The organism is Neisseria sp. P0004.S004, assembly GCF_051963335.1.
Taxonomy (GTDB): domain Bacteria; phylum Pseudomonadota; class Gammaproteobacteria; order Burkholderiales; family Neisseriaceae; genus Neisseria.
Map to the genome: position 1 here is coordinate 115,333 of NZ_JBQCUK010000003.1, position 25,289 is coordinate 140,621.

Below are 25,289 nucleotides of genomic sequence, written 5' to 3' on the forward strand. Positions count from 1 at the left end.
TTTAAACCGGCACGTCGCCGAATACGATACGGACCGCGTAGCCTTCGGGATGTCGGCTCGCCGCCTCGACCTTTTGGCCGTCAAAAAAGACTGAGTAATATTTCCGCAAAATACCAATCACATCAGCAGGAGCGGTCGCGGAAAATTCCACACAAAAGGTCGTCTGAAAATCCTTATCCATGCGTACAGCGTACTCAATGCCGGCCTTATCCAACAGGTCGGAAACATGAATGACAAACGGCTCTTGTTCGCGTGCGCGGCTCAATCCCAGCTCTAAATCCGCATGGCGGCAGGCGACTGTTCGTTGTACCAACTCACGATAAGTCGTCATCGCGCGCCCTCCGAACCGTCAACTTCCGCTTGACTGTTGACCCATTCGCGCCACGCTGCGTTTTGGTTTTCCAGCTCCGAAACATAGCCGCCAAACTCAGCGGCGTGTTCCAACAGCGTGGCTGTCTTGCCGTCTTTTGGCGGATTCGGGCGCACCGGCGCGACCATCAACGCGGCAGGCGGCATCGGCATGACCGCTTTTTCGACAACCTTAATTTCCGTAGCCGAGGGCGCGGTTGTAGAGCTGCAGGCCGTGATGGCCAAAGCCGTCAATACAATTACCGCTTGCATTTTTACGGTCTTGAGTAAGGACATTTTCGATTTCCTTTTTATTTTCCGTTTTCAGACGGCTGACTTCCGCCTGTTTTTGCGCCAAAGCCATGCCGACGGCGTGCGCCTTGACTTCATATTTTTTCGCTTCCGCGCGTGCCTGTTCCAGTTCGCGGGCATAGTTTTGAGCCGACAACAGCAGGGCTTGCGCCTTGTCTTTTTCCATCTTGTCAATGACCGCCTGCTGTTTGGCAAAGGCTGCCTTGTAGCCTTGATGGTGCGACACCGCCAAACCCGTGCCGATAAGTGCGATGATGGCAATCGGCTGCCAGTTATTCGCCAGCAGTTTCACGAGATTCATTCTCGACCTCCTGACGTTTGACGCTGACAAACGAGCGCGCCACCGCATAGCCGCCGACAATGCCCAAATACACCGCCCAAATCTCCGCCGACGGGTCGGGCAGCATCACAAACTTAAACGTCCCAGCCGCGCAGGCAACGTTTGCCCACAGTTTCGAGTGCGACACATTGCCTGTCGCGGGGTTTTTAAAAATATCCAAAATACGCATTGCTATTCCACAGTTTTGGTTTGCAGGTGCCGTTGCAGCATTTCCCGATAATTGGCCAGTTCGCCCTCCGCAAATTCAAACGCAGGCAAGTCTGCCCGTTCGCTTGCCTCACGGCTTTTGCGCGACCACAGCTCAATCATCTTTTTGTAAAACTCAACTTGACCCATGATTAACGACGATTCTTGCGTTTACGCGCCGCGCGTTTCGCGGCTGCCACACCTGATTTACCCAAGCGCAGGCTCGGATGTTGTTTCAAAGAGCCTACCCGAACAGGGCTTGGCGTGATTTTGATTTCAGGTAACGGCGGTACGTCAAAACCGTTTTTCAACTTTGCACAATGGGCAACACATAAAGCAATCAAAGACTTTTTCATACTTTCACCGCTCCCAACTCCATCGCAATCGCGTCCGCAATTGCGCGGCAGATGCCCCATTTAGTCGCCTTAAACAATGCCAAATCAGTGTCGTTGCTGATAAAAAACGGCTCAAACACAATGCCGCCGGCTTGCGCATAAGCCAGGCGTGAATGCTGGCCTGCGTTATCCGGTTTAAAGCCGTCTTCGCCGCGCAGTTTCCAGCCGGTTTTCTTCGCAACAGCCTTGCTCAATACCTGACACCAGCGTTTGTTTTTCGGCGTGGACAAGGCTTCGATGCCTGTCGCCGTTTTGTTCGCCGCCGCATTGGTATGGAACTCAATCGCCACATCCGAGCCGCGAATCAGTTTTACAGCCTCGCGCAGCGGCATATTGCCTTTGCCCTCGCCGTCGGTTTTGACGGTCAAGCCGTAGTCATCGCGCAAGATAGATGCCACGATGTTGCGCATATCCTGCGCTAAGTCCGCCTCACGGTCGGAGCCGTTGACCGCGCCCGGGTCGGTGTTACTGTGGCCGGCGGTTAAAGTTATAGTTTTGCCCATAAACATCTCCGAAATTCAAATCACAATTTATTTTCAAAACCTTATTTAACCTTTTCAGACGGCATAAGACGGTCGGCACAAATGCACTTACTGTTCCACAGACAAAAAAAGCCCTGCAAAAAGCAGGGCAAAGGTCCACTCACAAGAAACACACAACACAATCAAGCTGCAAATAAATCCGTCTGCGCTCTTGCCGCCGCATCGCGGTCGGCCTCTTTCAAAATGTATCGGATATTGCGCGTTGACAGCCGATGAGCCAACACCAGCTCGCGCACAATAACCAAATCGCTCAAACCCTCCGCGCTCATCGCGTCATACTGGCGGCGGATAAATCGGTTGCGCAGCTCGCGCATCGCGTCCCAGCAGCGCGGTATGGCCAAGAAAGGCTGACCGGCATAGGCTCGCTCCAACCGCCCCGCAGCCTCCTCGCCGATGTCCTCGACCAGTTGCGCGTGTAAGATTCGGCTCTGACGCGTATTGCGCCGGCGATTTGAAATCGGGTAATTCGTCCCGCCCCAAACCTTGACCATATGAAACGTTGCTTCCAGCCCGATGACCGTAATCATCGCCACCACACTCTGTGGCAGCAGATGTTTCACATCCTCAAAGTCCTGCTCTGTCATTTCCCAACTTACACTCATTCCTATGCCTCCTTCTTCTTTCGGTTCGCCGCAATCTGCAAAGCCGCCACCAACTTGTGCATATTGCCGTCAGACAACCATTCCACGCGGTCAACCTTAAACATCTTTTTCGCCGTACCGTGCGCATAATTCCAAGTCCAGCCGTTATCCAGCAGCAAGGCTTCGATTTTCCGCATCATCGGATCGGCAGAGCTTCGGCGGCTCGGGCGACGGCCTGCCGTTTTCTTCGGCGCAAACCCATGTTGGCGCAAATCCTCTACTACGCGTTCCAACTCAGGAATACTGCACTCGGTACACGACCGCTTGCCCGTCACACGCTCCAACACCGCGCGATAGGTACCGTCATCCAAGCCCAGCTCCTTTTGAGCAATTTTAATTTTCGCAATCAACGCCCGGCGCATTATCTCTCCAATACAACATATAGTATAAATTAGCGCATATTATACCAATAAAATACAATATATAGTATTAAGTCGATGTTTTTTTGCGAAACTGACAGACATAAAAAAGGCCGTCTGAAACAGGTTTTAAACCCTATTTCAGACGGCCTTTAATCAAGCTTTAAACGCCAAAGAAAAATAAAATCAACGCAAGAAAAAACCAAACCACCCCGAAGCAGTAATAAATAAAGGCTTTTTTTCGGGCGCGCATAGCCTCTTTCTCTCCTTCTTTCACTTTTTCCCACACGAGAAAAGCGGTTTCCAATTTTCGGTTTGCATTTTCGACTTGAGCGTGGATGTAGAAGGAATCGCGTGAGGCAATTCTTAAAAATTCCAGCTCATCAGTATTTAAATTTCCGTTTTCCATCATGACAACTCTTGATTATGCGGTTCAACACTGAAAAACTCCTTACCCTGCACAATCTTAATTCCCGGCACAGGGTTGTCGGCGAAAAACTCAGGTTCGTTCAATACCGCATCTTTATTGACTTCTTTCTTCACGCGGATAAAGCGTGCCAAGTCGGGCTTGGACTCCAATAAAGCCAGCACCGCATCAACACCACTGACGCTGCATTTTGGCGGGTTGTTTCGCCAACGGATAATGCCGGTGGTCAGGTCGGCAAATTTGACCTTGCCGCCATCTGTCAGCGCATCGCGGTTGGCTTCGCTCCACGCCTGCACACCGGCATGAATGGCGTTGATTTCCGCTACCAAGGGAGCAACACGCTCGTCTGCCTGTTTTTGCAGCTCTGCCACATTGTCATTATGGTCGGCTTGGATGCGCTCGATTTCGCGCTGCAAATCACCCATGCGTTTGATTTGAACCGACGCGTCGGCGCGGTCTTGAATACCCACGGTCAGGGCTTCGCTTTTGATTTTTTTCGATTTAGCCATCATTTTTCCTTTCGGTTTAGTTGATATTTTTGCCGTTTAAAATCGCTTTAACAGCGGATTGAATCTGTTTTAAAGCCGCTTTGCCGCGTGCTTTTTCGTCTGCGCTCGGTCGGTAGTGGTGTTCCAGTTTCAACGGCTCCGGTGGCGGCGGCAGATTGTCCAAAAAGTCTTTCGGACTCGGCCAGCGGTTGGTCTCATTTGCCAGCACCATAAAGGCCATCTGAAATCGCGGTACATCTCGCGCTTCGTCCCACGCCCGACCGTGCGCCAATACACGGCTCCAAGTTTGCGCAGTCGCGGCCACAGTATCGGCAGCCGGCGAACCGCTCAGACGCAGGGTCAAAAGCATAGTCAAGCCGTCAATCATGGCGTTATGCAGTTGGGTAGGCAGTTCTTTCATTTCTTCAGTCCTTGCAGCGAGGCGGCTGCGGTCAGGGTTTGGCTGGGGTTGGCCGGCAGAGCGGCGCGGCGGTTTGGTTGGTTTGTCTGATTCCCTGCACTTGGCTGGCCGATCCAGCCCGCAAGGATTTCGTATAAGTATCCGTGCGACTTCAGCGGCGTTTTCAGACGGCCTTGGTCGCGTGCATTGACCGTCTCGTTAAAACCGTGAATCCAAGCCTCGGTAGGGGCAGGAAAACAAACCCCGTCACGCGCCGCCTCCTGTGCCTTAATCATCGGCAACAACTCATTTAGCAGTTTCGCGGTACGCGCCCAAGAGAGCTGGGACTTGGCGGGGCGGAACAAACCGATATACCGTATAGCCGCCTTGCCCAATTCCACATCCATCTCCAACACAGCCTTTAATACCGCCGAAGCCTCCGCATCATTGATTAAGGTGTCCAGGCTATGCACCGCACCGCAGTTCGGGCATTTCACGTTCATTTGATTACTCCGGACAACACCATCATCGACAGCCACGCGGCCAACAAGCCAAAAGTGATTCCTGCCGCGCCTAATATTTCGGCCTTCAGCGGACGGCGGCCATTAAGGAAGTCCGCCATACAAACCAAAGCCATACCCAGCCCCAAAACAAACACCACACCAAAATAAATCCACTGAAACATCACGCTTCCTCCCATAAAGTTATCGCCCGGGCCAAAGTTTCCGCCTCCGCCGTTTTCCACATCCCATCCGGCGCACGCGCGGCAATCACAAATCCCTCGCCGTCCTTCTTCATAATCATCAGCTCGCCACGGTCTTCGAGCCATTCGGTAATTTCTTTCTGATTCATTTTTGCTCTCCAATTTGTTTCACGCCGTCCGTACCATTCATGGCATGGTGTAACTGCACTTGCTTACCTGATTCCATTCCTTGGACTAACGCCTCATATTCCATTGTTGACCCTTGTAGAATTGACGATTTCGCATCTCTTGTTCTCGCTACGGCCATATCCGGATGTTCTTTCTTTTCGTATCCGTCCATAATGGCTTTCTCTTCATCAGACATCTCAAATTTTTTGACTACCCCCCAAGCACCCATAATCCAACCATCGCAAAATTGGTTGGCAAGATAAGTTCTGTGCGCAGGCTTTCTTGCTCGGCAGGTTTTCAAAAATTTGCGGCGGTCGGCTGAAATCTGCCGATAAACCACATCAAAGGCATAGGCTGATATTTCTGCTCGATTTCCTATGCCGTAAAACATCATCGTCTTCCCGCGTTTGTAAGATTGGCACCCGAATATATCGGCAATCATATTTGCAACGCTCCATTGCCAATTTGCCAATTTAAAAGCCATTTTCCGATCGGCTTTCTGCTCGGAGACTTCTGATAAGGTAATATCCACAGCATTGACTTCATACTTTTCCATTAATGCCTGAGCCTGCTTTAATGCCTGTGCGGCTTCATGTTCATTTGCCGACTGACTCAAAGCCAAACATTTCTTGATTTTGTCTAAGACTTTTTCTTTATTCATCTTAAATCCTTTTAAATCAATATCTTATATTTTCAATAAAGCAAAAAAATATAGAGCGACATCCATGCCTTAATTGTCGTCATACCCGTCATGGCCTGCGCCGATCATGTGCAACACGACGATTCGGGCCAGCATTTCAAGCCAAATCATTTTTTCTCCTCCTTCTTCTCGGCAGGCCGTCTAAAACGCGCCTGATATTCCTCAATTTCACGCTCTCTGTTTTTTTGCGCCATTCGCGCCGTCGCACGCCTGCGGTGCTGTCCCCAAGCCTGCCAATCCGTATTACGTCGCCCGAAACTCATTTCACACATCCTTTCACAATCGCCTTATCGCCATATTTCGCGCGGATTTCTTTTACCGCCCGATCCAAAGCCTCTTGTTTCGCCGTAGAGCTCAATGGCTTATCGCTCATAAACAATCCCTTTCATTTTTTCTTCCGTACTCATCGACTCGTATTGCTCGCCCAAGGCTTTTGCCTCCAAATCCGCCATCCGCTCGCGACGCGACATTTCCAACTTCGCCGCCGATACCACCGGCTTAGAGCAGCTGTGAAGCATCGTTCCCACCAAAACCGCCCAAAACAACAACCAAAAAGCCAAACCGATCCACTTTGTTTTTCGTTCGCAAAACAAATTAGACATTTTACTATTTCCTTATAAATCAATTACTTAATATTTTCTCAAGGCAAAAAAATTATTGCGTACCCAATCCGCCTTCACTTGAGCAGCCCATTCCCTGGCTTCCTCTTTGGTCTCGAAGCGTTTCCGCAGTCGGCGGATTTGCAACCATGCGAAGCCTTCTTTCCGCTTGCCGCGTATATCCGCCCGCCAAATCTTCCGCCGTTTATGGGTTTCATAATCGTGCCAAGTGTCCTCATAGACTCCGGCGTGTACCGCATATTCGTGTCTCATTTCAGACGGCCTTTCTTATCGGATAATCAGGGAGCTGTATTTCTTAACGATACCGGCCTGCATCTTGATACCGTTCTTGTTCGCCGTGCGTACCGCGCCGCGCATCAATTTGCTCATCCGGCGCGTATTGCCGTTGCTATGTTTAACCAGTTCCAAGAGCGTCTCCTCGTCCGCATCAGGCAAAGCCGCTTTCGCAATCTCAAAGAGCTCATCATCCGGCAAAGATTCGCCCAAATTCAGCGCAACAGACACGCGGCTATAAAGTTGCACCAGCTCGCCATGCTTACCGCGCAGGTTGGCCACCAGTCGGGGCATACCGCTCAACACCAAGCCGCAGCCAGTCTCATCGTGCAGACGGCGTACAATTTCAAGGGCGCGTAACGGCAGGTTTTCCGCTTCATCGACCACAATCAGACGGCCCGAATCGCGCAGGCGGTCAGATACAGACTCAAACAAATCATTCAGGCTGCCCATCGCCGATACCTTCGCCGCCGTCGCCAACTTGCGCATCAGGACCAAAGCCGTAAAGCTCGGATTAGCCTCAATCAAGATAGCCGCAGGGTTTTTCTCGCAGTAGTTTTTGACCGCCTGAGTCTTGCCCAAACCCGCCTGACCGTAGATCACCACCGTTTCGCCGCCTTCGTGCGCATCGCGCATCACTTCTGCAATGCGGCGTGTCGTCTTAGTCGATACAAAACCCAACACCAGCTCTTCACGTCGCGCTTTGCTGTCCTGCATCTCCAAAAACGCCTCGATTTTCGGCTCGATGGTTTCATAATTGCCACCTTTTTCCGCATAAGTGCCGTTCAGATACATACTGATGGAGGACGGCGAAGTACCGATACCGCGTGCCAGTTGGGTTTGGTTCATGCCTGATTTGGCTTTAAATTCAGCCAGTTTTTGTTGCAATGTATGATTGATTTGTTTCATTTTTTTAGTCCTTTTAAAAGAGGTTTAAAACCGTTTTAACTTCTATCCGCCTCAAACAACACAAAATCGTCTGTGCCCGTTTTCGGCAATACCGCATACTCCGCCTCGATGACGTTTCCGCCCAAATGTCCCAGCTCGTCCCAAACCGCAGCCTGTTCCAAAGCCGGATTGACTTCCGCGTTTGCGAGCTTGATTGCATTTTCCGCCCGCTTGATTTTGCCTTTTCGGCGTTTTTCCGCCAGTTGGTCGATACGAGCCGTCGGGAAAGCCTCGCGGGTATTGCCGTTGGCCTGCGCCTTAGTGATAAACTTGCCGTCCATATCAAACACATTGACCGCCGACGCATCGCTCAAATCGTAGCTGACCCGTACCTCGTCCTTGTGATACTCCGCCAGCTCAGTTGAGAAATAAGAGTTGTTGAACAAATCCAGCCAACCGCGCTGTACCTTTCGCACCTCTTGCGGCATAAACATCGTCGCCAGCTCTTCTGCCGACAACATATCCGGCGCGATACCGTCCTGTTCCAGCCTCATTTCCCGATAAGCCTTCGGCGAATAATGCCCGCCGTCCGGATGTCGGGGCAGCTCGCCGTGCGGGCGGTTGTTGTATTCGTCGATACACTTGACCACATCCGCTATAAAACGCGACCAGCTCGGCAGTTTTTTCAAATATTTCTGTTGTTCCTCCGTCAAATCCTTGCCTTTTTCCAAAGCATTAAAAGCACTTTCCATCTTGCGGTACATCAGGTTCTTCGTGCTGCTGTCCATCCCTGCACCCGCAAACGTCTCATACTGGCGCGCCATCTCAATCAGATTGTCTTTCCACCATCGCTCAATGATGCCGCGCCCTTGCGGATTGCCCGCGATACCCGTTTCATGCCGGATACCCAGTCGGGACGTGATACCTGTGATTTCATGGTCTATCGTCTTGCCGGTTTGGCCGCCGCCGTTATCCGAGTAGTAGATGATCGGCAAACCAAAGTGCTTGACCCCGATACGCAGAGCGTCCGATACCGCCACACAACTTTCAGCGAGAGATACCGAAAAACCGACCACAAACCGCGTACAACCATCAATAATCACCGTCACTTCCGGCTTAAACGGCCTGCCGTGTACCGGATGCGCCACCTTCGCCTTAAAGCTGTGGCCGTCGCCGATCCAAACATCGTTCGGCTTCAAAGCCCCCCAATCACGTTTCACATAAGGCAGCAGCGATTTATAAGCCGCCCCCGTTTTCCTGCCGCGCTCCTGCATAATCAACGGGAGCTTGTCCCAAACGCGCCGCACCATACTCAAGTTAGGCACATCATTGACCGGCATATTTTCCGCTTCCGCCCACTGCACAAACCGGCGGTAGCTGTGCGCCAGCTTCGGCGCTGAAGGGATATTGTGAAACTGCATAAACATCGGCAACCAACCGTAGCTCTCAATCGGCTTAACCACCTTCGTCGTCTTCGGAGCCAAAGCAACCAACCGCTCCGTCGCGTTTTCCGCTTTCAAATAAGCAGAAATCCAGCCGTCTAAAGTACGTTCGCCAACCTTCGCCGACCGGCTGCGGTCATTGGCCTTTTCCAAGTTCCCAAGCGTGACCGCGTCCAATTTACCTTCTGCCAGCAAGCCCAAAAACTGAGCCACCGCAGCCTTGGCAGAGCAACCGTATTGGTATTTAATCCCCAATACCGCCGCCACCACCGCACATCGCGCATCCGCCACCGACCGTTGTTTCTCGTTCAACAGCTTGGCCGCTTCAGCCAGTGCCTGAGCCGACATCGCCGTCCCCGGTCTGACTTGGGGCAAGGTTTTCGGCATCTTCTCCGCCAGCTCGTCCGACTGCCGTTTCATGATGGCTGCTCGGATTTCGGCAGGGAGGGAAGCGATTAAGTATTTTTTCAGACGGCCTCCACGCGCTTTGCCAACTTCTTCGATGTACGGCCAGTCCTGCGTTTTGGCACGATATCTGATGCTTTCTAGGTTCTTGGGAAGACAGGGCAAACTTAAATTTTTCAGCTCCTCTAAGGATATGGTGTTGCTCATTTACTGCTCCTGATATAAACTTTTGTTTACTCTTTTGAGTAAGTTAAACCTGTTTGGGATAACGGCTAGGCCAAATCTCTTGAGGTGGAATGCCGAGAAAGTCTGAAATAATCCGTTCGCCTTTTGGATATTTAAATTGCAACGCGCTTTTTAATGTATTCGCGCTTAACCCGGATTCGATTGATAGTGCAGTAATTGTTTTCCCGCGTTTACGAACTGCTGCCACAATTTCCGCACGATGCCAATCTTGTTTTTGTCTTTCCGCATCTTCAATTTTTACCATTAATCTTTCTTTTAGGGTTTCCATACACATTCCTTTTGGGTTTGTTTGCTAAGTCATTTGACTTAGTGAAACGAATAATACTAACCAAAAGGATAGTTGTAAACCCTTTTAGTTAGTCAATTTACAAACAAATGGCGATTATTTTATAAACTTTTGTTTTTGATTAAGATTATTTCTAACCAAAAGGGAAGGTTTTTTGGTTAGTCTTTTTGTTAGAGAGAAACACATGACTTTTAAAAGCAGACTTCAGCTTTTATGGCCGGATTCGACATTGGAGGATATAGCCTCCAAGATAGATATGTCCTACATGGGACTGAATAAGGTATTTGCTAAAGATGGTTTGCCAAAGGCTGAAACACTTATAAAAATTCAAGAAGTTACCGGCTGTGATTTAAACTGGTTACTGACCGGCAAAGGTTTGCCGTTTGCTGACAAATCAAGACCGGAAAACGTTGGAGCCTTCCCGGTATCCAATACCGGCTCAGGCGCGGTGGACACCTTGGGCAATCCGGTTGATCTGCGTGAGTTTGTCTTTATCCCGCGATACAGCGTGGAAGCGGCGGCAGGGCATGGACAAGCAGTGAATGATGAAAAACCATTATTCTGCATGGCTTTCCGGAGATACTGGATAGAAAACTACGTTACCCGGCAGACAGACAAGCTTTCTGTAATCGCCGTTAAAGGCGACAGCATGGAAGGCATCCTGAACCACGGCGACAACATCCTAATCAACCACGCCGAAACCGAGCCGCGCGACGGCCTGTACGTCCTACGCATAGGAAACGACCTGTTCGTCAAAAACATCCAACGCCTACCCGGCCGGCTCTTGGTTAAATCCGCCAATCCCCTCTACGAACCTTTTGAAATCGACCTCACAGCCGACAACACCGATACAGCCATCATCGGCCGGGTAGAATGGTTCGGCCGTACCGTAAACTGATTTTAAAACCCTCTTAAAATAGTTTTAAAAAATTCCCAATCCCGTCAGCTTTCAACAAAAAACCGCGCATTCCGGCGCGGTTTTGTGAAAAAGCTGGCGTAACTTTTCCGGATACAAAAAAACGCCGAAATCCACGTCTTTCGAAGATTTCAGCGTTTTTTTACTCTATTTGTTCCTTGTGCAAAAACTAACAGTCCCCCACACGTATTGATTAAGGCATTTGCTTAAACTTGCTGATTGATTTCATTGTATGCGTTAACCAAGCTCATCCGTGCAAAAAGGCCGTCTGAACAATATCCGTTCAGACGGCCTTTATTATTTAGGGATTATTCCCACTCAATCGTGGCAGGCGGTTTGCCGCTGACATCATAAACCACGCGGTTAATGCCTTTGACTTCGTTGATGATGCGGTTGGACACGCGGCCAAGCAGCGAGTATGGCAGCTCTGCCCAGTGCGCAGTCATAAAGTCGCTGGTAATCACGGCACGCAAGGCTACGACGTAGTCGTAAGTACGGCCGTCGCCCATTACGCCGACGGATTTCACAGGCAGGAATACGGCAAAGGCTTGGCTGGTCAGGTCGTACCAAGATGTGCCGTTTTCGTCGGTGGTGTTGCGCAATTCTTGAATGAAAATATCGTCTGCTTGACGGAGCAAGTCGGCATATTCTTTTTTCACTTCGCCCAAGATACGCACGCCCAAACCCGGGCCTGGGAACGGATGACGGTACACCATTTCGCGTGGCAAGCCCAAAGCGACACCCAATTCGCGTACTTCGTCTTTGAACAAGTCGCGCAACGGCTCAAGCAATTTGAGCTTCATGTTTTCGGGCAGGCCGCCGACGTTGTGATGCGATTTGATGGCGTGGGCTTTTTTGGTTTTCGCGCCTGCGGATTCGATTACGTCAGGGTAAATCGTACCTTGCGCCAACCATTTAGCGTTGGTGAGTTTTTTCTCTTCAGCGTCAAAGACTTCGATAAATTCCGCACCGATGATTTTGCGTTTTTTCTCCGGATCGGTCACACCGGCAAGTTTCGCCAAAAACTGCTCTTCGGCATCAACGTGAATTACGCGTACGCCCAAGTTGCGGGCAAACATGTCCATTACCATTTTGCCTTCGTTCAGGCGCAACAGACCGTGGTCAACAAACACGCAGGTCAGTTGGTCGCCGATGGCACGGTGAATCAGTGCCGCCGCTACGGAAGAGTCCACGCCGCCGGACAAACCTAAAATCACTTCGTCGCTGCCGACTTGTTCGCGGATTTTGGCAACGGCTTCTTCGATGTAGTTCGGCATGGTCCAGCTGGGTTGTGCGCCGCAAATATCCAAAACAAAGCGGTTCAACAGCGCGCGGCCTTGTTTGGTGTGGGTCACTTCAGGGTGGAATTGGATGCCGTAGAATTGTTTCTCAGCGTTTTCCATCATGGCAATCGGGCAAGACGGCGTATCGCCGATGACGGAGAAGCCGGTAGGCAGTTTGGAAACTTTATCGCCATGGCTCATCCATACGTCGAGCGTGTTTGGCGCATCATCTTGAATGCCGCGTGTCAGCTCGCTGTCGATGGTTTTCACTTGCGCATAACCGAATTCGCGTTGGTTGCCCGGGCTAACTTCGCCGCCTAAGTGATGCGCCATAAATTGCATACCGTAGCAGATGCCCAAAACCGGAATGCCCAAATCAAAAATACCGGTATCGGCTTGATAATCGGATTCGTAAACGGAATTAGGACCGCCGGAGAGGATGATGCCTTTGGGATTGAAGGCTTTGATTTCTTCCAGAGGCATGTCGAAAGAATGCAGTTCGCAGTAAACATGGGCTTCGCGCACGCGACGGGCGATCAGCTGGGTAACTTGCGAGCCGAAGTCGAGGATGAGGATTTTGTCTTGAGTCATGGCGGAAACTTTGCAAAATGTAAGAAAACGGTGCGGCCGGGAGGGTAAATTTCAAATTTAAACCACAATAAAAAAGGCCGTCTGAATCGGCGGATTATACCATTGTTCAGACGGCCTTTATAGGGCAAAACCCAAATCTCTCATCTTTCTATTTTGTGTGTTTATCAGGAATCATATCGCTGCGCGAGAGCAACAGCAGGCAACCCAACACGACCATGCCGATAGCTAGCAACGGCGAGAGGTAAATCCAGTAGCTCATGTGCAGATAAATGGCTGTACCGATATAAACCAGCATCGGGCCGGAAACGATGGACTGTTTGTTGATGCCGTCCATAATCAACACGGCAAAGCCCAAAATAATTAATGCGCCGGTAATCATTGTCGATGTCGCAGGCAAAATATCCGTAGCGCGTAAAAACCAAACTGCGCCAAAGATAATCAAAAATAAAGGCAGAAAAAGTGAAGGACGGGACATAACAACGCTCCGTAAAGGTTTCAGACGGCCTGTATTATTGGGTGCGTCGGTCATACAGACAAGATATAAAAATGCAATCTTATGTGTGATTATGCAAAGGTTGGCACAACAAAAAGGCCGTCTGAACAACGGCAAACCGAAATCAAATATTTCAATTTATCCTGTTTCAGACGGCCTTTTAACTCATCAGGCTTTGCCGGTGCTGCCGAATCCGCCTTCGCCACGCTCGCTGGCGGCAAACTCGCCCACAACCTTAAACGCAGCTTGGACAATCGGCACAATCACCATTTGCGCGATACGTTCCATCGGCTCGATGGTAAATGCTTCTTTACCACGGTTCCACAAAGAAACCTTCAATTCACCTTGATAATCCGAGTCAATCAAACCGACCAAATTGCCCAAAACAATACCGTGTTTATGGCCCAAGCCCGAACGCGGCAGCAAAACGGCTGCATACGCAGGGTTGGCCAAATGCACCGCCAAACCGGTCGGCACGAGATACACATCGCCCGGCTGCAATACGACGGCTTCATCCAAGCAGGCACGCAAGTCCAAACCGGCAGAACCGGGCGTTGCATAAGCAGGCAGGGAATCGGCCATTTTCGGATTTAAGATTTTCAGTTCGACTTCGGTTTGCATGACAGGACTCCGTATGGTTCTAAATTAGAAAGGGCTACGATTATACACAAATGCCCTTGAGGCCGTCTGAAAAAACGGAGTATGATTCAGTCAAATCAAAGGAGAAAATCATGGATTTACACAATATCCGCGAAGATTACAGCAAACGCGAGCTGTCGGAAGCCGAATGCCACGCCGACCCGATTGTCCAATTCGAGCAATGGCTGAACGAAGCGATTCACGCCGAAGTCAACGAACCGACCGCGGTCAACGTTGCCGCCGTGGGCGAAGACGGAAGGCCCAACAGCCGCATGGTACTGCTAAAAGAAGTCAACCCCAAAGGCTTTGTTTTCTTTACCAATTACCACAGCCGCAAAGGCCGCTCCTATACGGTACACCCCTTTGCCGCCATGACTTTTTTCTGGCCGGAACTCGAACGCCAAGTGCGTGTTGAAGGACGCATTGAAAAACTCGACGCCGCCGCTTCGGACGAATATTTTGAAAGCCGCCCGTATACCAGCCGTATCGGCGCATGGGCAAGCGCGCAAAGCGAAGTGATTTCCAGCAAAGCCGTATTGGTGGCCAAAGCCGCAGCCGTCGGTGTCAAACATCCCTTACATGTCCCCCGTCCCCCACATTGGGGCGGATACCTCGTCATCCCCGACCGCATCGAATTCTGGCAAGGCCGCCCCAGTCGCCTGCACGACCGCATCCAATACCGTCTGGTTGACGGCAACTGGATACGCGAACGCCTTTCACCATAATTTTCGGATTTTCAAACAAAAATTTACTGGTTGAGTTACAATACAGCCTTTCATCGGCAGGCCGTCTGAATCTGATTTTCAGACGGCCTTTTCCCCCAATCTAACCCCTGCCGCAACTGCCGCAGAAGAACCGCTTTTCAAGCGAGTTAGGAAAAATCATGTCCAAACAGCCTTCCAGCAAACGCCAATGGCGTGACGGCGTATCGTCTACCGCCAAAAAACCTTCCAAACCGGCCAAATCCTTTGCCAATAAAAAACGTCCAGACGACGAACGCAAAGCATCAGGCAAACCTTACGGCCAAAAAGTTTCAGACGGCCCCAAAGCTCAAAATACCGCCCCAAAACAACGTGCCGCCAAAGCCAAAAAACTGGTTGTCCGCAATCCCAACCAAAAAATCATGGAACACGCCCGCGATTTGAAAGAACGCCGCAGCGACCTTTCACGCTTCGAACCTGAGCGCCTGCAAAAAGTCCTGGCCGCCTCCGGCGTCGGCTCACGTCGCGAAATGGAAGAATGGATCAGCAACGGCTGGGTAACGGTCAACGGCCGCGTCGCCCAACTGGGCGAAAAAGTTACGCCCGACGACCACGTTACCGTCAAAGGCAGCATCATCAAACTCAAATGGGCAGACCGGCTGCCACGCATCATCCTCTACTACAAACAAGAAGGCGAAATCGTTTCCCGCGACGACCCGCAAGGCCGCGTCAGCATTTTCGACCGCCTGCCGCAAGCAGCCAGCAGCCGCTGGGTAGCCATCGGCCGGTTGGACATCAATACCAGCGGCCTTTTGATCCTGACCACTTCAGGCGAACTCGTTCAACGCTTTGCCCACCCCAGCTTTGAAGTCGAACGCGAATACGCCGTACGCGTATTGGGCGAGTTGACCACCGAACAAATGCGCGTCCTAACCGAAGAAGGCGTGATGCTCGAAGACGGTTTGGCAAAAGTCGAACGCATCTACGAACAAGGCGGCGAAGGCGCAAACAAATGGTATAACGTGGTCATCAAAGAAGGCCGCAACCGCGAAGTACGCCGCATTTTTGAAAGCCAAGGCCTGACCGTCAGCCGTCTCGTCCGTGTAGGCTTCGGCCCTATCGGCTTGCCAAACCGCCTCAAACGCGGCCAGTTCTATGAACTCAATCCGGCAGAAGTCGCCAACATCATCAAATGGGCAGATATGCTGCTGCCGGGCGAACGTCGCCGGAAGAAAAGTTAATGTAAGATAAATCGGGGCTGAGGCCTTTACAAAATCGTCTCAGCCCGACAAAATCTTGCACAAGTCATAAACATAGTGGGTATTGAAAGGATTTTCTTTATCCAACACATTCATCGGACTGCCATGTCCGACAAATAATACAGGCATTTTTTCATCGTTGCCTCCTTAATATCTGATGAGGCGGATTGTACGGATAAATGATTAAGCAATAAATCTCAATTTATGAACAACATATTTTCCCAGTAGGAAATGATGAAATATTCTTTGGGTTTGCTGCAAAGTTAAAAAGAGGTCGTCTGAAAATGGTTTCAGACGACCTCTTGGTTTTAAATAACAAGGATACATTACATACACAAAAGTAATGCACTCGCGCATTAAATTCATGGTTTGTTGCGGCATATTCGGCTTCTTAAGTTTATACGTTTAAAAACATGAACGCATTTTAAAGGGAACGATAGGGAATATCAAAGAATAGCCATTTCTTTAAATTGCAGAGTTTCGGCGAATAGACAGAAGACTTTTAAGATTTCGAAGCGATTTTTCATAAGATTACTGCTTAATTTTCCTTAATTTATCAACCAAGTCATGAACTTCGGTAGATGGATTCAACTCATCATCTGTTTGCGCTTCTCTAAAAGCCCTTCTTGAGTTTGCTATTGCTGTTTCTATATAAGGTAACAAAGCCCTATAAACACCTTGCTGCGCCTTATTGTAATTCATTGAAAAATTTGCTTTCCATTCGTTATTAAGTAAAGCAACACAATTATCACCAGCACTTTTATCGCCTGTTTTCACAATAGGTGCGCGAGAATATTTAAAATGGCAAAGATACCAATATTCAAAACTTGGGTAAGATACAATCAAATTTATATTGTGTTTCTTCGCCAACTTTTGGGCATCATCAAAGGTTTGATGCGCATCTCTATCAATGACACAATAAACTTCATCAAATTCTAAATGTTGACTTTGCTTATCTTTTTCTTCAATAGCAGTTTCAACCACTGATTTAGGATCAGAACCGCGTCCAGAATAAACTTGAACATTTACCGAAGAAAGGTTTTCAGTAGAAATCAAGTCTTCAAAATAAAGTTTTTCCGTTTTCTCACCTTCGCAAACGATTAAAATGGTTTTATAAGCTTCTCGTTTTGGTGCTTTACGGGATAAATCTCGAGCTTTCCGTTTTGCCATAGCCTTAATCCTCCCAAAAAGAGAATGGGAAATTAAAGTCTTGGAAAATAGGTTTTGCCCCATATTTACCGCTCAAATAATATTCTTCAATATCTTCACGATTGATATGCGGTTTAAAATCTGTTAATGGATAAAGCATTGTTGATCTATCCTTATTTTTTTCACAAAACCAAATTTGATCCCGACGTAATAGATTTTTCCTTAACACAGATGTTTCATGTGTTGTAAAAATAAGCTGGGCATTTCTTTGGTTAATTGGGGAATTGAATAGTTTAACCAAAAATCTAACCAGATCAGGATGTAGGCTTTTATTTAATTCATCAATAACCAAAGTATCGCCATTATGCAAAACCTCCAGAATCAATCCTGAAAACTCAAATAATTTTTGCGTACCATCTGATTCGTCTCTTAAATTTATTTTTTGTGGTTTATTTTCATTATCCAAATATACAAAAAAAGTCTCGTGTTGGGCAATGATGTGCCGTTGTAAATCTTGCAGTATTTCCTTTTTAATGAAATCAGGAATATCATCAGGAAGTTCTTCAAAATTTACTTTAGGCTTTTCAAAAACAATATCATCTAATTCGATACCTGCAGAACGCAATAACTGAATCATGATCTTTTTATCTTTTTCAGATTTTTTACATTGCTTTTTTGCCATCTCATTGCTGATTCTATCTGTGCTAATAATTGGAATTCTATTGATGAGGCTATGAAAAATAGGTTTGATTTGTTCACTATTTAAATGTGCTGCACTAGATAAGAATAGCTGATCCGGTCTGGTTTGATTTCTCCAACTCACTCTTTCGCCTTTGAAATAATCAGACATTTTCCAATCGTAGCTTTCGGTCTGCTGGTTATACTCACGGGAATACCAGTTTTGTTCGCGACCTTTTGGATAGACACTTAACCATTCTTCATGGATTTTTTTGTCATCAGCAATAAAGCCATAATCCACTCTAGTAGGTTGCAAACTACCTTCATCATTGAGTAAATCCACAACAAATGAAATGTCATAATGTGTTGGATTGTTTTTGTATGTTTCATCAAAAAGAAAAGATTTAGTTCTGATTGGTTCTTTCTCTTTCTTATTGAAGGAATCCGAAAGAATTTGAATCATTGAATATAATGCCTTGATTACATTGGATTTGCCTGAAGCGTTGGCTCCATAAATAACGGCAGATTTTAATAAAGACGGTGTAGCGGGCGCATTACTATCAAAATAGTTGTCCGGCATTTCCGTTCCTGAATCACGAACCAACGAAAGCGTCTGTTCTTGTTTGATTGAACGATAATTTTCAACAGAAAATTGGATTAACATAATAAGCCCTTTTTTATTGCAATTTTAGGTAAAAAAAACCTGATTTGGCCATCTTATCACCTTATGGTTTTCCTCTCAACTGTTATAAATAACACATTGGTCTACACTCCAAAATTCAGACGGCCTTTTTCCCGAGCTATTTAGAGCGAAAATAAACGTTAGTTAATGGAGAGCTTAATTCAAGCCCTCGGAAATCCTTACCTTCGTAGATATTGACATTAGTGCAATAATGGAAAACCATAAATTTATTATTTAGTAATTAAAAAACCATACAACGGCACATTCACCAGCCAATCTTGTTCCCGATAATCTGCCATGGAAAATCGAATTGCTTGCTCAGGTTGAAATTGTTCTGCATACACTTTCAAACTTTTCGCTTTTAAATTTTCTTCTACTTTGACTTCAATCGGAATCACAGCTTGCTTACGTTGCACAACAAAATCAACCTCTGCCGTGACTTTTTCAGTTGCCCAATAGAAAACAGAGTTTTCCTGTGTGGCAATAGTTGTTGCAGCACATATTGTTTGGTCATTACGCCTTTGGATTCGGTGAAAATTCGGTAAAAACGTCGTCTGAAAACCAAACTTCCAGTTTTCAGACGACGTTTTCAGTTCATAAACCTAAGCGTTATTTCTCTGCTTTCAACACCCGTTGACGGCGCGTTTCGCTCAACACCATGCCCGCGCTGACGGAGACGTTCATGCTTTCGACCGTGCCGAACATGGGTATCGACACCAGCATGTCGCAATGTTCGCGCGTCAGGCGGCGCATGCCTTCGCCTTCGTTGCCCATTACCCAGGCCACGCTGTCGGGCAAGTCGCAGTGGTAAAGGTCGGAGTCGCCACCCATGTCTGTGCCGACAATCCAAATGCCGTACTCTTTTAATTCACGCAAAGTACGGGCAAGATTGGTTACGGTAATATACGGCACGGTTTCCGCCGCGCCACAGGCAACTTTGCTGACAGTCGCATTCAAGCCGGCGCTTTTGTCTTTAGGCGCAATTACGGCATGCACGCCCATCGCATCGGCAGTACGCAGGCACGCGCCGAGGTTGTGCGGATCGGTAATGCCGTCCAATACCAGCAAAAACGGAGGTTCGCTCAGGTTTTCCAATACATCTTCCAAGTGAACATGGTTTTTGGAAGCATCGATAAACCCGACCACGCCCTGATGACGCGCCCCTTTGCTGATGGCATTCAGGCGGTCGGCATCAGCAAAATGCACGCGCACGTTTTCAGAGGCCGCTTTATCCAATACATCGCGGGTGCGCGCATCGGATTTGCCCTCTTGGATATAGAGTTCGGTAATCGATTTCGGGTTTTGCCACAAACGGGCATTGACGGCGTGAAAGCCATAGATGAGTCGTTGGTTTGCCATGTTTTTGCTTTATCAAAAAATTCAGACGGCCATTATAACAAGTAAGGCCGTCTGAAAATTTTTTATTTCATCAAATAACCGAGTATGCCCGAAGTACCAACGCCGATTAATACCGTCACCAACATCGAAAACCGGCTGGCGGCCAATACCGTCAAAGCAATGGCAATCAGCTCATGCGGCTTGTCCGATACAAAATAAGGCGCAATCACGGAAATCAACACGCAGCCCGGCGCGGCCTCCATCACCACTTGCGCGCGACGGCTCAACGTACGGTTGCGCAATGCAAAAAAGCCGATTAATCGGGTCGAATAGGTTACGGCCAACATACTTAAAAACAGCAGAAACGATTGCAGCGACAACAAATCCTTCATTTTTGCTCTCCCCAAAAATACGCCGCCAACAAACCCGACAACGCTCCAGCAGGAACATACCATGCGCCGTCCACGGTCAAATAGGTTACGCACGCCACAATCAGGCTGACAAACCAAGGGCGTGAAGCCGCAAAGCTCTTCCACATACCGCGCAGCAACACCAAAAACACCGCAGGAAACGCCATGCCGAAGCCCCAAGCCGCCACATCGCCAAACATCGGACCGACTGCCGCGCCAAACGCCGCAAAACCAATCCACGTTACATACAAAATAAAACACACACCGGCATAAAACGGCATATTGAACGCAGGCAAGCCTGCCGCCTTACGCTTTTGAATTTCAGCAAACGCCATTGCCCAGCTTTCATCACACATCACAAACAGCGCAGGCATCGCCTTTTTCAACGGCATATCCCTCATATACGGCGCAATCGCCGCACCCATCAGAATATGGCGCGAATTAATCATAAACGTTACCGTTGCAATCAGCAGAATCGGCAAAGGATTTGCCCATAAATTGACTGCGGCGAATTCCGAACCTCCGGCAAAGTTCATGCCCGTCATCAGCAGCATTTCCAGCCAACTTATGCCCTTCTGCCCGCCCTGCATACCCAAAATCAGCGCCCACGGCAACAAACCGATCAGCATGGGGGAACATTCTTTAATGCCGCGCAGAAACTCAGACTGCGGGGAAATAGTATGACTCATTTTAATTGAAACGGTTTATCAAAAAGAAGCGACGTATTATAAAGCATGCCGTCTGAACAAGGGTATAATACGGAAAAATAGATTTATTTACGGAAACCGATATGACCCACACCGTCCATCTGCAGTTTGAAGAAATTGACAATACCGTGTTGCAACGCCTGTGCGGCGCGCTCGACAGCAATCTCGAAGTCTTAGGCAAAGCCCTTGATATCCAAATCAGCCGCCGCTTCGAACATTTCACCTTCATGGGCGAACTAGCACACGCCGGCCGCCGTGCCTTGCTGTCACTTGCCGAAGCCGCAGAAAAAGGCGACTTGGACGACAACGCCATCAGCCTCGCGGCCGTCGAAGCCAAAACCGCAGATGAAAAACATGAAGAAAAACACCACGACCAACAATACTATTTCCGCACCAAACGCGGCAGCATCGGTGGCCGTACTCCGCGCCAAAACGGCTATATCCGCGCCTTGCTCAACCACGATGTCGTGTTCGGCTTAGGCCCTGCCGGTACGGGCAAAACCTATCTTGCCGTTGCCGCCGCCGTCGATGCCATGGAAAAGCACCAAATTGAACGCATCGTTTTGGTGCGCCCAGCAGTCGAAGCAGGCGAAAAATTAGGCTTCCTGCCGGGCGATTTAGCGCAAAAAGTCGACCCCTACCTGCGACCGCTTTACGATGCACTGTATGATTTGATGGGTTTCGACCGTGTAACCAAACTGATGGAAAAAGGTTTGATTGAAATTGCGCCGCTGGCCTATATGCGCGGCCGCACCTTAAATGGCGCGTATGTCATTTTGGACGAAGCGCAAAACACCACCCCCGAACAAATGAAAATGTTCCTGACCCGTATCGGCTTCGGTGCCAAAGCAGTCATTACCGGCGACATCAGCCAAATCGACCTGCCGCGCAACATCAAATCCGGCTTGAAAGATGCACGAGAAAAACTGCGCGATGTAGAAGGCCTGTATTTCCACACCTTCACCAGCGAAGACGTCGTCCGCCATCCTTTGGTGCAAAAAATCGTCGAAGCCTATGAAGCAGCGGAAGAACAAGCTGAAAAGAAAAACGGCGAATAATCTTTTCAAACACTTCAGGCCGTCTGAAAATCAAATTTCAGACGGCCTTACTACATCATTCTCCCCATAATACTGCTATAATCCGAAAACCAAGTAAAACAACGACTTCAAAAGGAAAAATATGACCCTCAAGCCACCCGTCCGAATCGCCGTTACCGGCGCGGCAGGCCAAATCGCCTACGCCACCCTCTTCCGTATCGCCGGCGGCATTATGCTCGGACGCGACCAACCCGTTATCCTGCAGCTGCTCGACCTGCCGCAGGCACAACAGGCATTGCGCGGCGTGATCATGGAAATGCAGGATTGCGCCTTCCCGCTCCTTGCCGACATCTTCGCCACAGACGACCCCGAAGTCGCCTTCAAAGATGCCGACATCGCCCTCTTGATTGGTGCACGTCCGCGTACGCAAGGCATGGAACGCGCCGACCTGCTGCATGCCAACGCCGAAATTTTCAAAATACAAGGCGCGGCGTTGAACAAAGTTGCCCATCGCAACGTCAAAGTCCTCGTCGTCGGCAACCCAGCCAACACCAACGCCTACATCGCCATGAAGTCTGCACCCGACATCCCACCGGAAAATTTCACCGCCCTGATGCGTCTCGACCACCACCGCGCCGTCAGCCAAATTGCCGAAAAAATCAACCGCCCGATTACTTCCATCGAGCAAATGTGCGTTTGGGGCAACCACAGCCCGACCATGTACGCCGACTACCGCTACGCCACCAGCAACGGCGAGTCCGTCCAAGACATGATTACCGAACCCGACTGGAACACCGAAGTCTTCATGCCGAAAATCGCCGGACGCGGTGCCGCCATTATCGCCGCGCGCGGCTCATCATCCGCAGCCTCCGCCGCCAATGCCGCCATCTACCACCTGCGCGACTGGTTGCTCGGCAGCAGCGGTAAATGGATAACAATGGGCGTTCCGTCAGATGGTTCTTACGGCATTCCCGAAGGTTTGATTTTCGGCTTCCCCGTCATTTGTGACGAAGGCAGCTACCGCATCGTCCAAGGCTTAGATTTGTCAGACGAATTCAGCCAAAACCGTATTGCCGCTACGCTGGCCGAATTAGAAGAAGAACGTTCAGCCATCCATGATCTACTCTAAACCAGAGGCCGTCTGAAAACCAAATTTCAGACGGCCTAAATAATTAAATGCCCGTTCTACAATCATTTTTAAAAACTAGAATGGCACTCTTTGTCCTTGTTTATCTTTAAGATGCCATTGACCTGACGGTGTACAACCGCCGCCACTACCGCCGACAGCATAATGATCACAATTCGGATCAAGCCGTTTCCCTTGAGAATATGAGCCATTTGTCAAATCGTCTCCATCAAAGGAACTGCATGCGCCGGTGAAAGCTACGCAAAACAGGACTAAAAATTTCTTCAACATTCACATCACCTTTTTTATAAAAGTCACACCACAAAATTGCAGCCTAGATAAAGTTCCCACGCTATCGATATGAGCCACACTGTGTGAGCAAAAAAACAATCCTTCCTTGCTCACGGTTGTATTATCCAAAATTTCCGCTGCCATCACTCAAAAAACTACAGCTAGAAACTTGAAATACACATCCAACAAGATTAAAAACATCAAAATAGTTATCAAACTAATTTTATAAACATGTGACAAAATTTTTGCAACTTTGTTTCTTATGGTTTTGCTTTTTATAAAGATCGTTCTCACAATATGAAAATTATCCGATACCTTTTCTGCGTTTAAAAAAGGCCGTCTGAAAACCGAATTTCAGACGGCCTTTACTGTGCAGCCTTATTCCGCTACATCAATGCACAAATATTTCAATTCCAGATATTCGTCCGCACCGTATTTGCTACCCTCACGTCCCAAACCGCTGCGTTTCACGCCGCCAAACGGTGCTACTTCATTACTGATTAAGCCCGTATTGATGCCGACCATGCCGTATTCCAAGGCTTCGCCGACGCGCCACTGGCGGGCGGTATCGGAGGTAAAAAGGTAAGCTGCCAAACCGTATTCCGTATCGTTGGCGGCCGCGATGACTTCGGCTTCGGTTTCAAAGCGGAACACTGGACACAACGGCCCGAAGGTTTCTTCGCGCGCCACCGCCATTTGCGCCGTAACGCCGCTTAAGACGGTCGGCTCGAAAAACGTTCTGCCCAATGCGCTACGTTTACCGCCGGTCTGACAAACCGCGCCTTTAGCGAGCGCGTCGGTGATGTGCTGCTCAACTTTCTCTACCGCTTTTTCCTCAATCAGCGGCCCTTGGTTCACGCCTTCATCCAAGCCGTTGCCCAATTTGAGCGCAGCCACTTTTTCACTCAATTTACGGCAAAATTCTTCGTAAATGCCGGATTGAGCATAAACGCGGTTGGTGCAGACGCAGGTCTGGCCGCTGTTGCGGAACTTGCTGGCGAGTGCGCCTTCGACGGCTTTGTCCAAATCGGCATCGTCAAACACGATAAACGGCGCGTTGCCGCCCAGTTCCAAACTGAGTTTTTTAATGTCCGCCGCGCTGTCGGCAAAAATTTTCGCGCCGACTTCGGTCGAGCCGGTAAAGCTGATTTTGCGCACAATCGGATTTGTAGCAAATTCATGGCTGATTTCCGAAGCACTACCACTGACAACAGGCAATAAATCCTGAGGCACACCCGCTTCGTAGGCCAGTACAGCCAACGCATACGCACTCAAAGGCGTGAGCGATGCAGGTTTGACGATCATCGCGCAGCCCACCGCCAAAGCAGGTGCAGCCTTACGCGCAATCATCGCAGACGGGAAATTCCACGGCGTAATCGCAGCGGTAACGCCGATAGGCTGTTTTAACACAACCAGTTTTTGCGACGCTTTCACACTCGTCAGTACATCGCCGTCAATCCGCCGCGCCTCTTCCGCAAACCAGCGCACAAACGAAGCCGCATAATTGATTTCGCCGCGCGCCTCGGTCAAGCTTTTGCCCTGTTCCATCGTCATGATGCGCGCCAGTTCTTCTTTGTTTTCCTTCATCAGAAAATACCAACGCCACAACACATCGGCGCGCTCCAACGCAGTTTTTGCCGCCCACAATTTTTGTGCCGCCTCCGCCTTTTGAATCAAAAGCTTCAGGCCGTCTGAATCAGTCTTACGGACAAACGCCAAAGCCTCACCTGTTGCAGGATTATCAACTTTAATAGTATTTGGAATCGGAGAAAAGGAAATATCGGGATGGTTGAGCAAACGGGCAAAATCTTTCATGAGAA

Annotated in this window: 36 protein-coding genes and 2 pseudogenes; 5 read left to right on the forward strand and 33 right to left on the reverse strand. The window is 49.0% G+C overall.

All coding sequences use genetic code 11. The features are described 5' to 3' along the window. Position 1: 1 nt before the first annotated feature. From ACTHRY_RS03335 to ACTHRY_RS03440, 22 genes are all read right to left on the reverse strand, one after another. Positions 2-331 carry a hypothetical protein gene (locus ACTHRY_RS03335; RefSeq protein WP_070630692.1) on the reverse strand — a complete coding sequence of 110 codons (330 nt, stop codon included), beginning with the start codon at positions 329-331 and terminating at the stop codon, positions 2-4. After that, on the reverse strand, positions 328-645 hold the full coding sequence (locus ACTHRY_RS03340; RefSeq protein ID WP_440374049.1) for a hypothetical protein: 318 nt from the start codon (positions 643-645) through the stop codon (positions 328-330). Before ACTHRY_RS03340 ends, ACTHRY_RS03335 begins: the two co-directional genes overlap by 4 nt. Then, positions 542-961: a hypothetical protein gene (locus tag ACTHRY_RS03345; protein WP_440374050.1), complete on the reverse strand. Its 420-nt coding sequence runs from the start codon at positions 959-961 to the stop codon at positions 542-544. Before ACTHRY_RS03345 ends, ACTHRY_RS03340 begins: the two co-directional genes overlap by 104 nt. Further along, positions 933-1,169 carry a hypothetical protein gene (locus ACTHRY_RS03350; RefSeq protein ID WP_002219316.1) on the reverse strand — a complete coding sequence of 79 codons (237 nt, stop codon included), beginning with the start codon at positions 1,167-1,169 and terminating at the stop codon, positions 933-935. The genes ACTHRY_RS03345 and ACTHRY_RS03350 overlap by 29 nt, the downstream gene beginning before the upstream one ends. Before the next feature lie 2 nt (positions 1,170-1,171). Beyond that, on the reverse strand, positions 1,172-1,336 hold the full coding sequence (locus ACTHRY_RS03355; protein WP_101127170.1) for a hypothetical protein: 165 nt from the start codon (positions 1,334-1,336) through the stop codon (positions 1,172-1,174). Positions 1,337-1,338: 2 nt separating this feature from the next. Further along, entirely contained in the window at positions 1,339-1,542 is a 204-nt protein-coding gene (locus tag ACTHRY_RS03360) for a hypothetical protein (RefSeq protein WP_440374051.1), read from the reverse strand. Further along, complete coding sequence (locus tag ACTHRY_RS03365; RefSeq protein WP_440374052.1) at positions 1,539-2,084, reverse strand: N-acetylmuramoyl-L-alanine amidase; 546 nt, start codon at positions 2,082-2,084, stop codon at positions 1,539-1,541. Before ACTHRY_RS03365 ends, ACTHRY_RS03360 begins: the two co-directional genes overlap by 4 nt. Before the next feature lie 161 nt (positions 2,085-2,245). Further along, on the reverse strand, positions 2,246-2,725 hold the full coding sequence (locus tag ACTHRY_RS03370; protein ID WP_440374053.1) for a Mor transcription activator family protein: 480 nt from the start codon (positions 2,723-2,725) through the stop codon (positions 2,246-2,248). A gap of 2 nt (positions 2,726-2,727) precedes the next feature. Beyond that, positions 2,728-3,126, reverse strand: coding sequence for a gp16 family protein (locus ACTHRY_RS03375; RefSeq protein WP_440374054.1), 399 nt, complete (start codon positions 3,124-3,126; stop codon positions 2,728-2,730). 160 nt (positions 3,127-3,286) lie between these two features. Beyond that, positions 3,287-3,535, reverse strand: coding sequence for a hypothetical protein (locus ACTHRY_RS03380; protein WP_440374055.1), 249 nt, complete (start codon positions 3,533-3,535; stop codon positions 3,287-3,289). After that, positions 3,532-4,059, reverse strand: coding sequence for a host-nuclease inhibitor Gam family protein (locus ACTHRY_RS03385; RefSeq protein ID WP_295698104.1), 528 nt, complete (start codon positions 4,057-4,059; stop codon positions 3,532-3,534). The genes ACTHRY_RS03380 and ACTHRY_RS03385 overlap by 4 nt, the downstream gene beginning before the upstream one ends. 16 nt (positions 4,060-4,075) lie before the next feature. Further along, positions 4,076-4,459 (reverse strand): hypothetical protein, encoded by a 384-nt coding sequence (locus ACTHRY_RS03390; protein WP_440374056.1) that lies wholly within the window; start codon positions 4,457-4,459, stop codon positions 4,076-4,078. Then, the gene (locus tag ACTHRY_RS03395; protein WP_049323765.1) at positions 4,456-4,941 is read right to left on the reverse strand and encodes a hypothetical protein; all 486 of its coding nucleotides are present in this window, start codon (positions 4,939-4,941) and stop codon (positions 4,456-4,458) included. The genes ACTHRY_RS03390 and ACTHRY_RS03395 overlap by 4 nt, the downstream gene beginning before the upstream one ends. Further along, positions 4,938-5,123: a hypothetical protein gene (locus ACTHRY_RS03400; protein WP_079453796.1), complete on the reverse strand. Its 186-nt coding sequence runs from the start codon at positions 5,121-5,123 to the stop codon at positions 4,938-4,940. Before ACTHRY_RS03400 ends, ACTHRY_RS03395 begins: the two co-directional genes overlap by 4 nt. Further along, positions 5,123-5,290, reverse strand: a complete 168-nt coding sequence (locus ACTHRY_RS03405) for a hypothetical protein (RefSeq protein ID WP_004520475.1) — start codon at positions 5,288-5,290, stop codon at positions 5,123-5,125. Before ACTHRY_RS03405 ends, ACTHRY_RS03400 begins: the two co-directional genes overlap by 1 nt. Beyond that, the gene (locus ACTHRY_RS03410) at positions 5,287-5,970 is read right to left on the reverse strand and encodes a DUF7168 domain-containing protein (RefSeq protein ID WP_049323764.1); all 684 of its coding nucleotides are present in this window, start codon (positions 5,968-5,970) and stop codon (positions 5,287-5,289) included. Before ACTHRY_RS03410 ends, ACTHRY_RS03405 begins: the two co-directional genes overlap by 4 nt. 146 nt (positions 5,971-6,116) lie before the next feature. Then, positions 6,117-6,272 (reverse strand): hypothetical protein, encoded by a 156-nt coding sequence (locus ACTHRY_RS03415; protein WP_162837291.1) that lies wholly within the window; start codon positions 6,270-6,272, stop codon positions 6,117-6,119. A gap of 99 nt (positions 6,273-6,371) precedes the next feature. After that, entirely contained in the window at positions 6,372-6,611 is a 240-nt protein-coding gene (locus ACTHRY_RS03420) for a hypothetical protein (protein ID WP_049323763.1), read from the reverse strand. A gap of 27 nt (positions 6,612-6,638) precedes the next feature. Then, the gene (locus ACTHRY_RS03425) at positions 6,639-6,881 is read right to left on the reverse strand and encodes a toxin PIN (protein WP_049323762.1); all 243 of its coding nucleotides are present in this window, start codon (positions 6,879-6,881) and stop codon (positions 6,639-6,641) included. A 15-nt stretch (positions 6,882-6,896) separates the two neighbouring features. After that, complete coding sequence (locus ACTHRY_RS03430) at positions 6,897-7,811, reverse strand: AAA family ATPase (RefSeq protein ID WP_049359517.1); 915 nt, start codon at positions 7,809-7,811, stop codon at positions 6,897-6,899. Positions 7,812-7,846: 35 nt separating this feature from the next. Further along, a complete protein-coding gene (locus ACTHRY_RS03435; protein WP_049359513.1) occupies positions 7,847-9,844 on the reverse strand; it encodes a Mu transposase C-terminal domain-containing protein in 1,998 nt (665 codons plus the stop codon). Between the two features lie 43 nt (positions 9,845-9,887). Next, positions 9,888-10,151: a helix-turn-helix domain-containing protein gene (locus tag ACTHRY_RS03440; protein WP_079453753.1), complete on the reverse strand. Its 264-nt coding sequence runs from the start codon at positions 10,149-10,151 to the stop codon at positions 9,888-9,890. Positions 10,152-10,353: 202 nt separating this feature from the next. Here ACTHRY_RS03440 and ACTHRY_RS03445 point away from each other — a divergent pair, with 202 nt between their 5' ends. Further along, positions 10,354-11,067, forward strand: coding sequence for a S24 family peptidase (locus ACTHRY_RS03445; protein ID WP_049322698.1), 714 nt, complete (start codon positions 10,354-10,356; stop codon positions 11,065-11,067). A gap of 326 nt (positions 11,068-11,393) precedes the next feature. Here the strand turns inward: ACTHRY_RS03445 and guaA are convergent, their stop codons facing one another. From guaA to dut, 3 genes are all read right to left on the reverse strand, one after another. Then, positions 11,394-12,959 carry a glutamine-hydrolyzing GMP synthase gene (gene guaA, locus ACTHRY_RS03450; protein WP_003686344.1) on the reverse strand — a complete coding sequence of 522 codons (1,566 nt, stop codon included), beginning with the start codon at positions 12,957-12,959 and terminating at the stop codon, positions 11,394-11,396. A gap of 148 nt (positions 12,960-13,107) precedes the next feature. After that, positions 13,108-13,434: a hypothetical protein gene (locus ACTHRY_RS03455; protein WP_049322080.1), complete on the reverse strand. Its 327-nt coding sequence runs from the start codon at positions 13,432-13,434 to the stop codon at positions 13,108-13,110. A 186-nt stretch (positions 13,435-13,620) separates the two neighbouring features. Continuing rightward, positions 13,621-14,073, reverse strand: coding sequence for a dUTP diphosphatase (gene dut / locus ACTHRY_RS03460; protein WP_049322079.1), 453 nt, complete (start codon positions 14,071-14,073; stop codon positions 13,621-13,623). Between the two features lie 110 nt (positions 14,074-14,183). On the opposite strand from dut, the gene pdxH reads away from it, so the two are divergent. Beyond that, entirely contained in the window at positions 14,184-14,816 is a 633-nt protein-coding gene (pdxH, locus tag ACTHRY_RS03465) for a pyridoxamine 5'-phosphate oxidase (protein ID WP_049322078.1), read from the forward strand. Positions 14,817-14,974: 158 nt separating this feature from the next. Then, positions 14,975-16,033, forward strand: a complete 1,059-nt coding sequence (locus ACTHRY_RS03470; RefSeq protein ID WP_049322077.1) for a pseudouridine synthase — start codon at positions 14,975-14,977, stop codon at positions 16,031-16,033. Between the two features lie 81 nt (positions 16,034-16,114). Here ACTHRY_RS03470 and ACTHRY_RS03475 read toward each other — a convergent pair. The 7 genes and pseudogenes from ACTHRY_RS03475 to ACTHRY_RS03505 all read right to left on the reverse strand — a co-directional run. Continuing rightward, positions 16,115-16,180 (reverse strand): annotated as a pseudogene (locus ACTHRY_RS03475) (dioxygenase); the annotation flags it as partial. 402 nt (positions 16,181-16,582) lie between these two features. After that, complete coding sequence (locus ACTHRY_RS03480; RefSeq protein WP_049322076.1) at positions 16,583-17,221, reverse strand: RloB family protein; 639 nt, start codon at positions 17,219-17,221, stop codon at positions 16,583-16,585. 4 nt (positions 17,222-17,225) lie between these two features. Further along, positions 17,226-18,542, reverse strand: coding sequence for an AAA family ATPase (locus ACTHRY_RS03485; RefSeq protein WP_049322073.1), 1,317 nt, complete (start codon positions 18,540-18,542; stop codon positions 17,226-17,228). A 248-nt stretch (positions 18,543-18,790) separates the two neighbouring features. Then, positions 18,791-19,101: pseudogene (locus ACTHRY_RS03490) on the reverse strand (DUF4143 domain-containing protein); the annotation flags it as partial. Positions 19,102-19,169: 68 nt separating this feature from the next. Further along, positions 19,170-19,919 (reverse strand): 23S rRNA (guanosine(2251)-2'-O)-methyltransferase RlmB, encoded by a 750-nt coding sequence (gene rlmB / locus ACTHRY_RS03495; RefSeq protein WP_049322071.1) that lies wholly within the window; start codon positions 19,917-19,919, stop codon positions 19,170-19,172. Between the two features lie 62 nt (positions 19,920-19,981). Next, a complete protein-coding gene (locus tag ACTHRY_RS03500; protein ID WP_003680717.1) occupies positions 19,982-20,290 on the reverse strand; it encodes an AzlD family protein in 309 nt (102 codons plus the stop codon). Next, complete coding sequence (locus ACTHRY_RS03505) at positions 20,287-20,997, reverse strand: AzlC family ABC transporter permease (protein WP_049322067.1); 711 nt, start codon at positions 20,995-20,997, stop codon at positions 20,287-20,289. The genes ACTHRY_RS03500 and ACTHRY_RS03505 overlap by 4 nt, the downstream gene beginning before the upstream one ends. A gap of 101 nt (positions 20,998-21,098) precedes the next feature. Here ACTHRY_RS03505 and ACTHRY_RS03510 point away from each other — a divergent pair, with 101 nt between their 5' ends. Both ACTHRY_RS03510 and ACTHRY_RS03515 read left to right on the forward strand, forming a co-directional pair. Next, complete coding sequence (locus tag ACTHRY_RS03510; protein ID WP_440374057.1) at positions 21,099-22,073, forward strand: PhoH family protein; 975 nt, start codon at positions 21,099-21,101, stop codon at positions 22,071-22,073. 121 nt (positions 22,074-22,194) lie between these two features. Next, on the forward strand, positions 22,195-23,181 hold the full coding sequence (locus ACTHRY_RS03515; RefSeq protein WP_049322066.1) for a malate dehydrogenase: 987 nt from the start codon (positions 22,195-22,197) through the stop codon (positions 23,179-23,181). A gap of 666 nt (positions 23,182-23,847) precedes the next feature. On the opposite strand, the gene ACTHRY_RS03520 is transcribed toward ACTHRY_RS03515, so the two are convergent. After that, on the reverse strand, positions 23,848-25,284 hold the full coding sequence (locus ACTHRY_RS03520) for an NAD-dependent succinate-semialdehyde dehydrogenase (protein WP_049322065.1): 1,437 nt from the start codon (positions 25,282-25,284) through the stop codon (positions 23,848-23,850). Positions 25,285-25,289 lie beyond the last annotated feature (5 nt).

Bases quoted from the DNA above. Each gene is read 5' to 3' on its own strand.
- ACTHRY_RS03335 (WP_070630692.1), bottom strand. From the start codon at position 331: ATGACGACTTATCGTGAGTTGGTACAACGAACAGTCGCCTGCCGCCAT.
- ACTHRY_RS03340 (WP_440374049.1), bottom strand. From the start codon at position 645: ATGTCCTTACTCAAGACCGTAAAAATGCAAGCGGTAATTGTATTGACG.
- ACTHRY_RS03345 (WP_440374050.1), bottom strand. From the start codon at position 961: ATGAATCTCGTGAAACTGCTGGCGAATAACTGGCAGCCGATTGCCATC.
- ACTHRY_RS03350 (WP_002219316.1), bottom strand. From the start codon at position 1,169: ATGCGTATTTTGGATATTTTTAAAAACCCCGCGACAGGCAATGTGTCG.
- ACTHRY_RS03355 (WP_101127170.1), bottom strand. From the start codon at position 1,336: ATGGGTCAAGTTGAGTTTTACAAAAAGATGATTGAGCTGTGGTCGCGC.
- ACTHRY_RS03360 (WP_440374051.1), bottom strand. From the start codon at position 1,542: ATGAAAAAGTCTTTGATTGCTTTATGTGTTGCCCATTGTGCAAAGTTG.
- ACTHRY_RS03365 (WP_440374052.1), bottom strand. From the start codon at position 2,084: ATGGGCAAAACTATAACTTTAACCGCCGGCCACAGTAACACCGACCCG.
- ACTHRY_RS03370 (WP_440374053.1), bottom strand. From the start codon at position 2,725: ATGAGTGTAAGTTGGGAAATGACAGAGCAGGACTTTGAGGATGTGAAA.
- ACTHRY_RS03375 (WP_440374054.1), bottom strand. From the start codon at position 3,126: ATGCGCCGGGCGTTGATTGCGAAAATTAAAATTGCTCAAAAGGAGCTG.
- ACTHRY_RS03380 (WP_440374055.1), bottom strand. From the start codon at position 3,535: ATGATGGAAAACGGAAATTTAAATACTGATGAGCTGGAATTTTTAAGA.
- ACTHRY_RS03385 (WP_295698104.1), bottom strand. From the start codon at position 4,059: ATGGCTAAATCGAAAAAAATCAAAAGCGAAGCCCTGACCGTGGGTATT.
- ACTHRY_RS03390 (WP_440374056.1), bottom strand. From the start codon at position 4,459: ATGAAAGAACTGCCTACCCAACTGCATAACGCCATGATTGACGGCTTG.
- ACTHRY_RS03395 (WP_049323765.1), bottom strand. From the start codon at position 4,941: ATGAACGTGAAATGCCCGAACTGCGGTGCGGTGCATAGCCTGGACACC.
- ACTHRY_RS03400 (WP_079453796.1), bottom strand. From the start codon at position 5,123: ATGTTTCAGTGGATTTATTTTGGTGTGGTGTTTGTTTTGGGGCTGGGT.
- ACTHRY_RS03405 (WP_004520475.1), bottom strand. From the start codon at position 5,290: ATGAATCAGAAAGAAATTACCGAATGGCTCGAAGACCGTGGCGAGCTG.
- ACTHRY_RS03410 (WP_049323764.1), bottom strand. From the start codon at position 5,970: ATGAATAAAGAAAAAGTCTTAGACAAAATCAAGAAATGTTTGGCTTTG.
- ACTHRY_RS03415 (WP_162837291.1), bottom strand. From the start codon at position 6,272: ATGAGTTTCGGGCGACGTAATACGGATTGGCAGGCTTGGGGACAGCAC.
- ACTHRY_RS03420 (WP_049323763.1), bottom strand. From the start codon at position 6,611: ATGTCTAATTTGTTTTGCGAACGAAAAACAAAGTGGATCGGTTTGGCT.
- ACTHRY_RS03425 (WP_049323762.1), bottom strand. From the start codon at position 6,881: ATGAGACACGAATATGCGGTACACGCCGGAGTCTATGAGGACACTTGG.
- ACTHRY_RS03430 (WP_049359517.1), bottom strand. From the start codon at position 7,811: ATGAAACAAATCAATCATACATTGCAACAAAAACTGGCTGAATTTAAA.
- ACTHRY_RS03435 (WP_049359513.1), bottom strand. From the start codon at position 9,844: ATGAGCAACACCATATCCTTAGAGGAGCTGAAAAATTTAAGTTTGCCC.
- ACTHRY_RS03440 (WP_079453753.1), bottom strand. From the start codon at position 10,151: ATGGAAACCCTAAAAGAAAGATTAATGGTAAAAATTGAAGATGCGGAA.
- ACTHRY_RS03445 (WP_049322698.1), top strand. From the start codon at position 10,354: ATGACTTTTAAAAGCAGACTTCAGCTTTTATGGCCGGATTCGACATTG.
- guaA (WP_003686344.1), bottom strand. From the start codon at position 12,959: ATGACTCAAGACAAAATCCTCATCCTCGACTTCGGCTCGCAAGTTACC.
- ACTHRY_RS03455 (WP_049322080.1), bottom strand. From the start codon at position 13,434: ATGTCCCGTCCTTCACTTTTTCTGCCTTTATTTTTGATTATCTTTGGC.
- dut (WP_049322079.1), bottom strand. From the start codon at position 14,073: ATGCAAACCGAAGTCGAACTGAAAATCTTAAATCCGAAAATGGCCGAT.
- pdxH (WP_049322078.1), top strand. From the start codon at position 14,184: ATGGATTTACACAATATCCGCGAAGATTACAGCAAACGCGAGCTGTCG.
- ACTHRY_RS03470 (WP_049322077.1), top strand. From the start codon at position 14,975: ATGTCCAAACAGCCTTCCAGCAAACGCCAATGGCGTGACGGCGTATCG.
- ACTHRY_RS03480 (WP_049322076.1), bottom strand. From the start codon at position 17,221: ATGGCAAAACGGAAAGCTCGAGATTTATCCCGTAAAGCACCAAAACGA.
- ACTHRY_RS03485 (WP_049322073.1), bottom strand. From the start codon at position 18,542: ATGTTAATCCAATTTTCTGTTGAAAATTATCGTTCAATCAAACAAGAA.
- rlmB (WP_049322071.1), bottom strand. From the start codon at position 19,919: ATGGCAAACCAACGACTCATCTATGGCTTTCACGCCGTCAATGCCCGT.
- ACTHRY_RS03500 (WP_003680717.1), bottom strand. From the start codon at position 20,290: ATGAAGGATTTGTTGTCGCTGCAATCGTTTCTGCTGTTTTTAAGTATG.
- ACTHRY_RS03505 (WP_049322067.1), bottom strand. From the start codon at position 20,997: ATGAGTCATACTATTTCCCCGCAGTCTGAGTTTCTGCGCGGCATTAAA.
- ACTHRY_RS03510 (WP_440374057.1), top strand. From the start codon at position 21,099: ATGACCCACACCGTCCATCTGCAGTTTGAAGAAATTGACAATACCGTG.
- ACTHRY_RS03515 (WP_049322066.1), top strand. From the start codon at position 22,195: ATGACCCTCAAGCCACCCGTCCGAATCGCCGTTACCGGCGCGGCAGGC.
- ACTHRY_RS03520 (WP_049322065.1), bottom strand. From the start codon at position 25,284: ATGAAAGATTTTGCCCGTTTGCTCAACCATCCCGATATTTCCTTTTCT.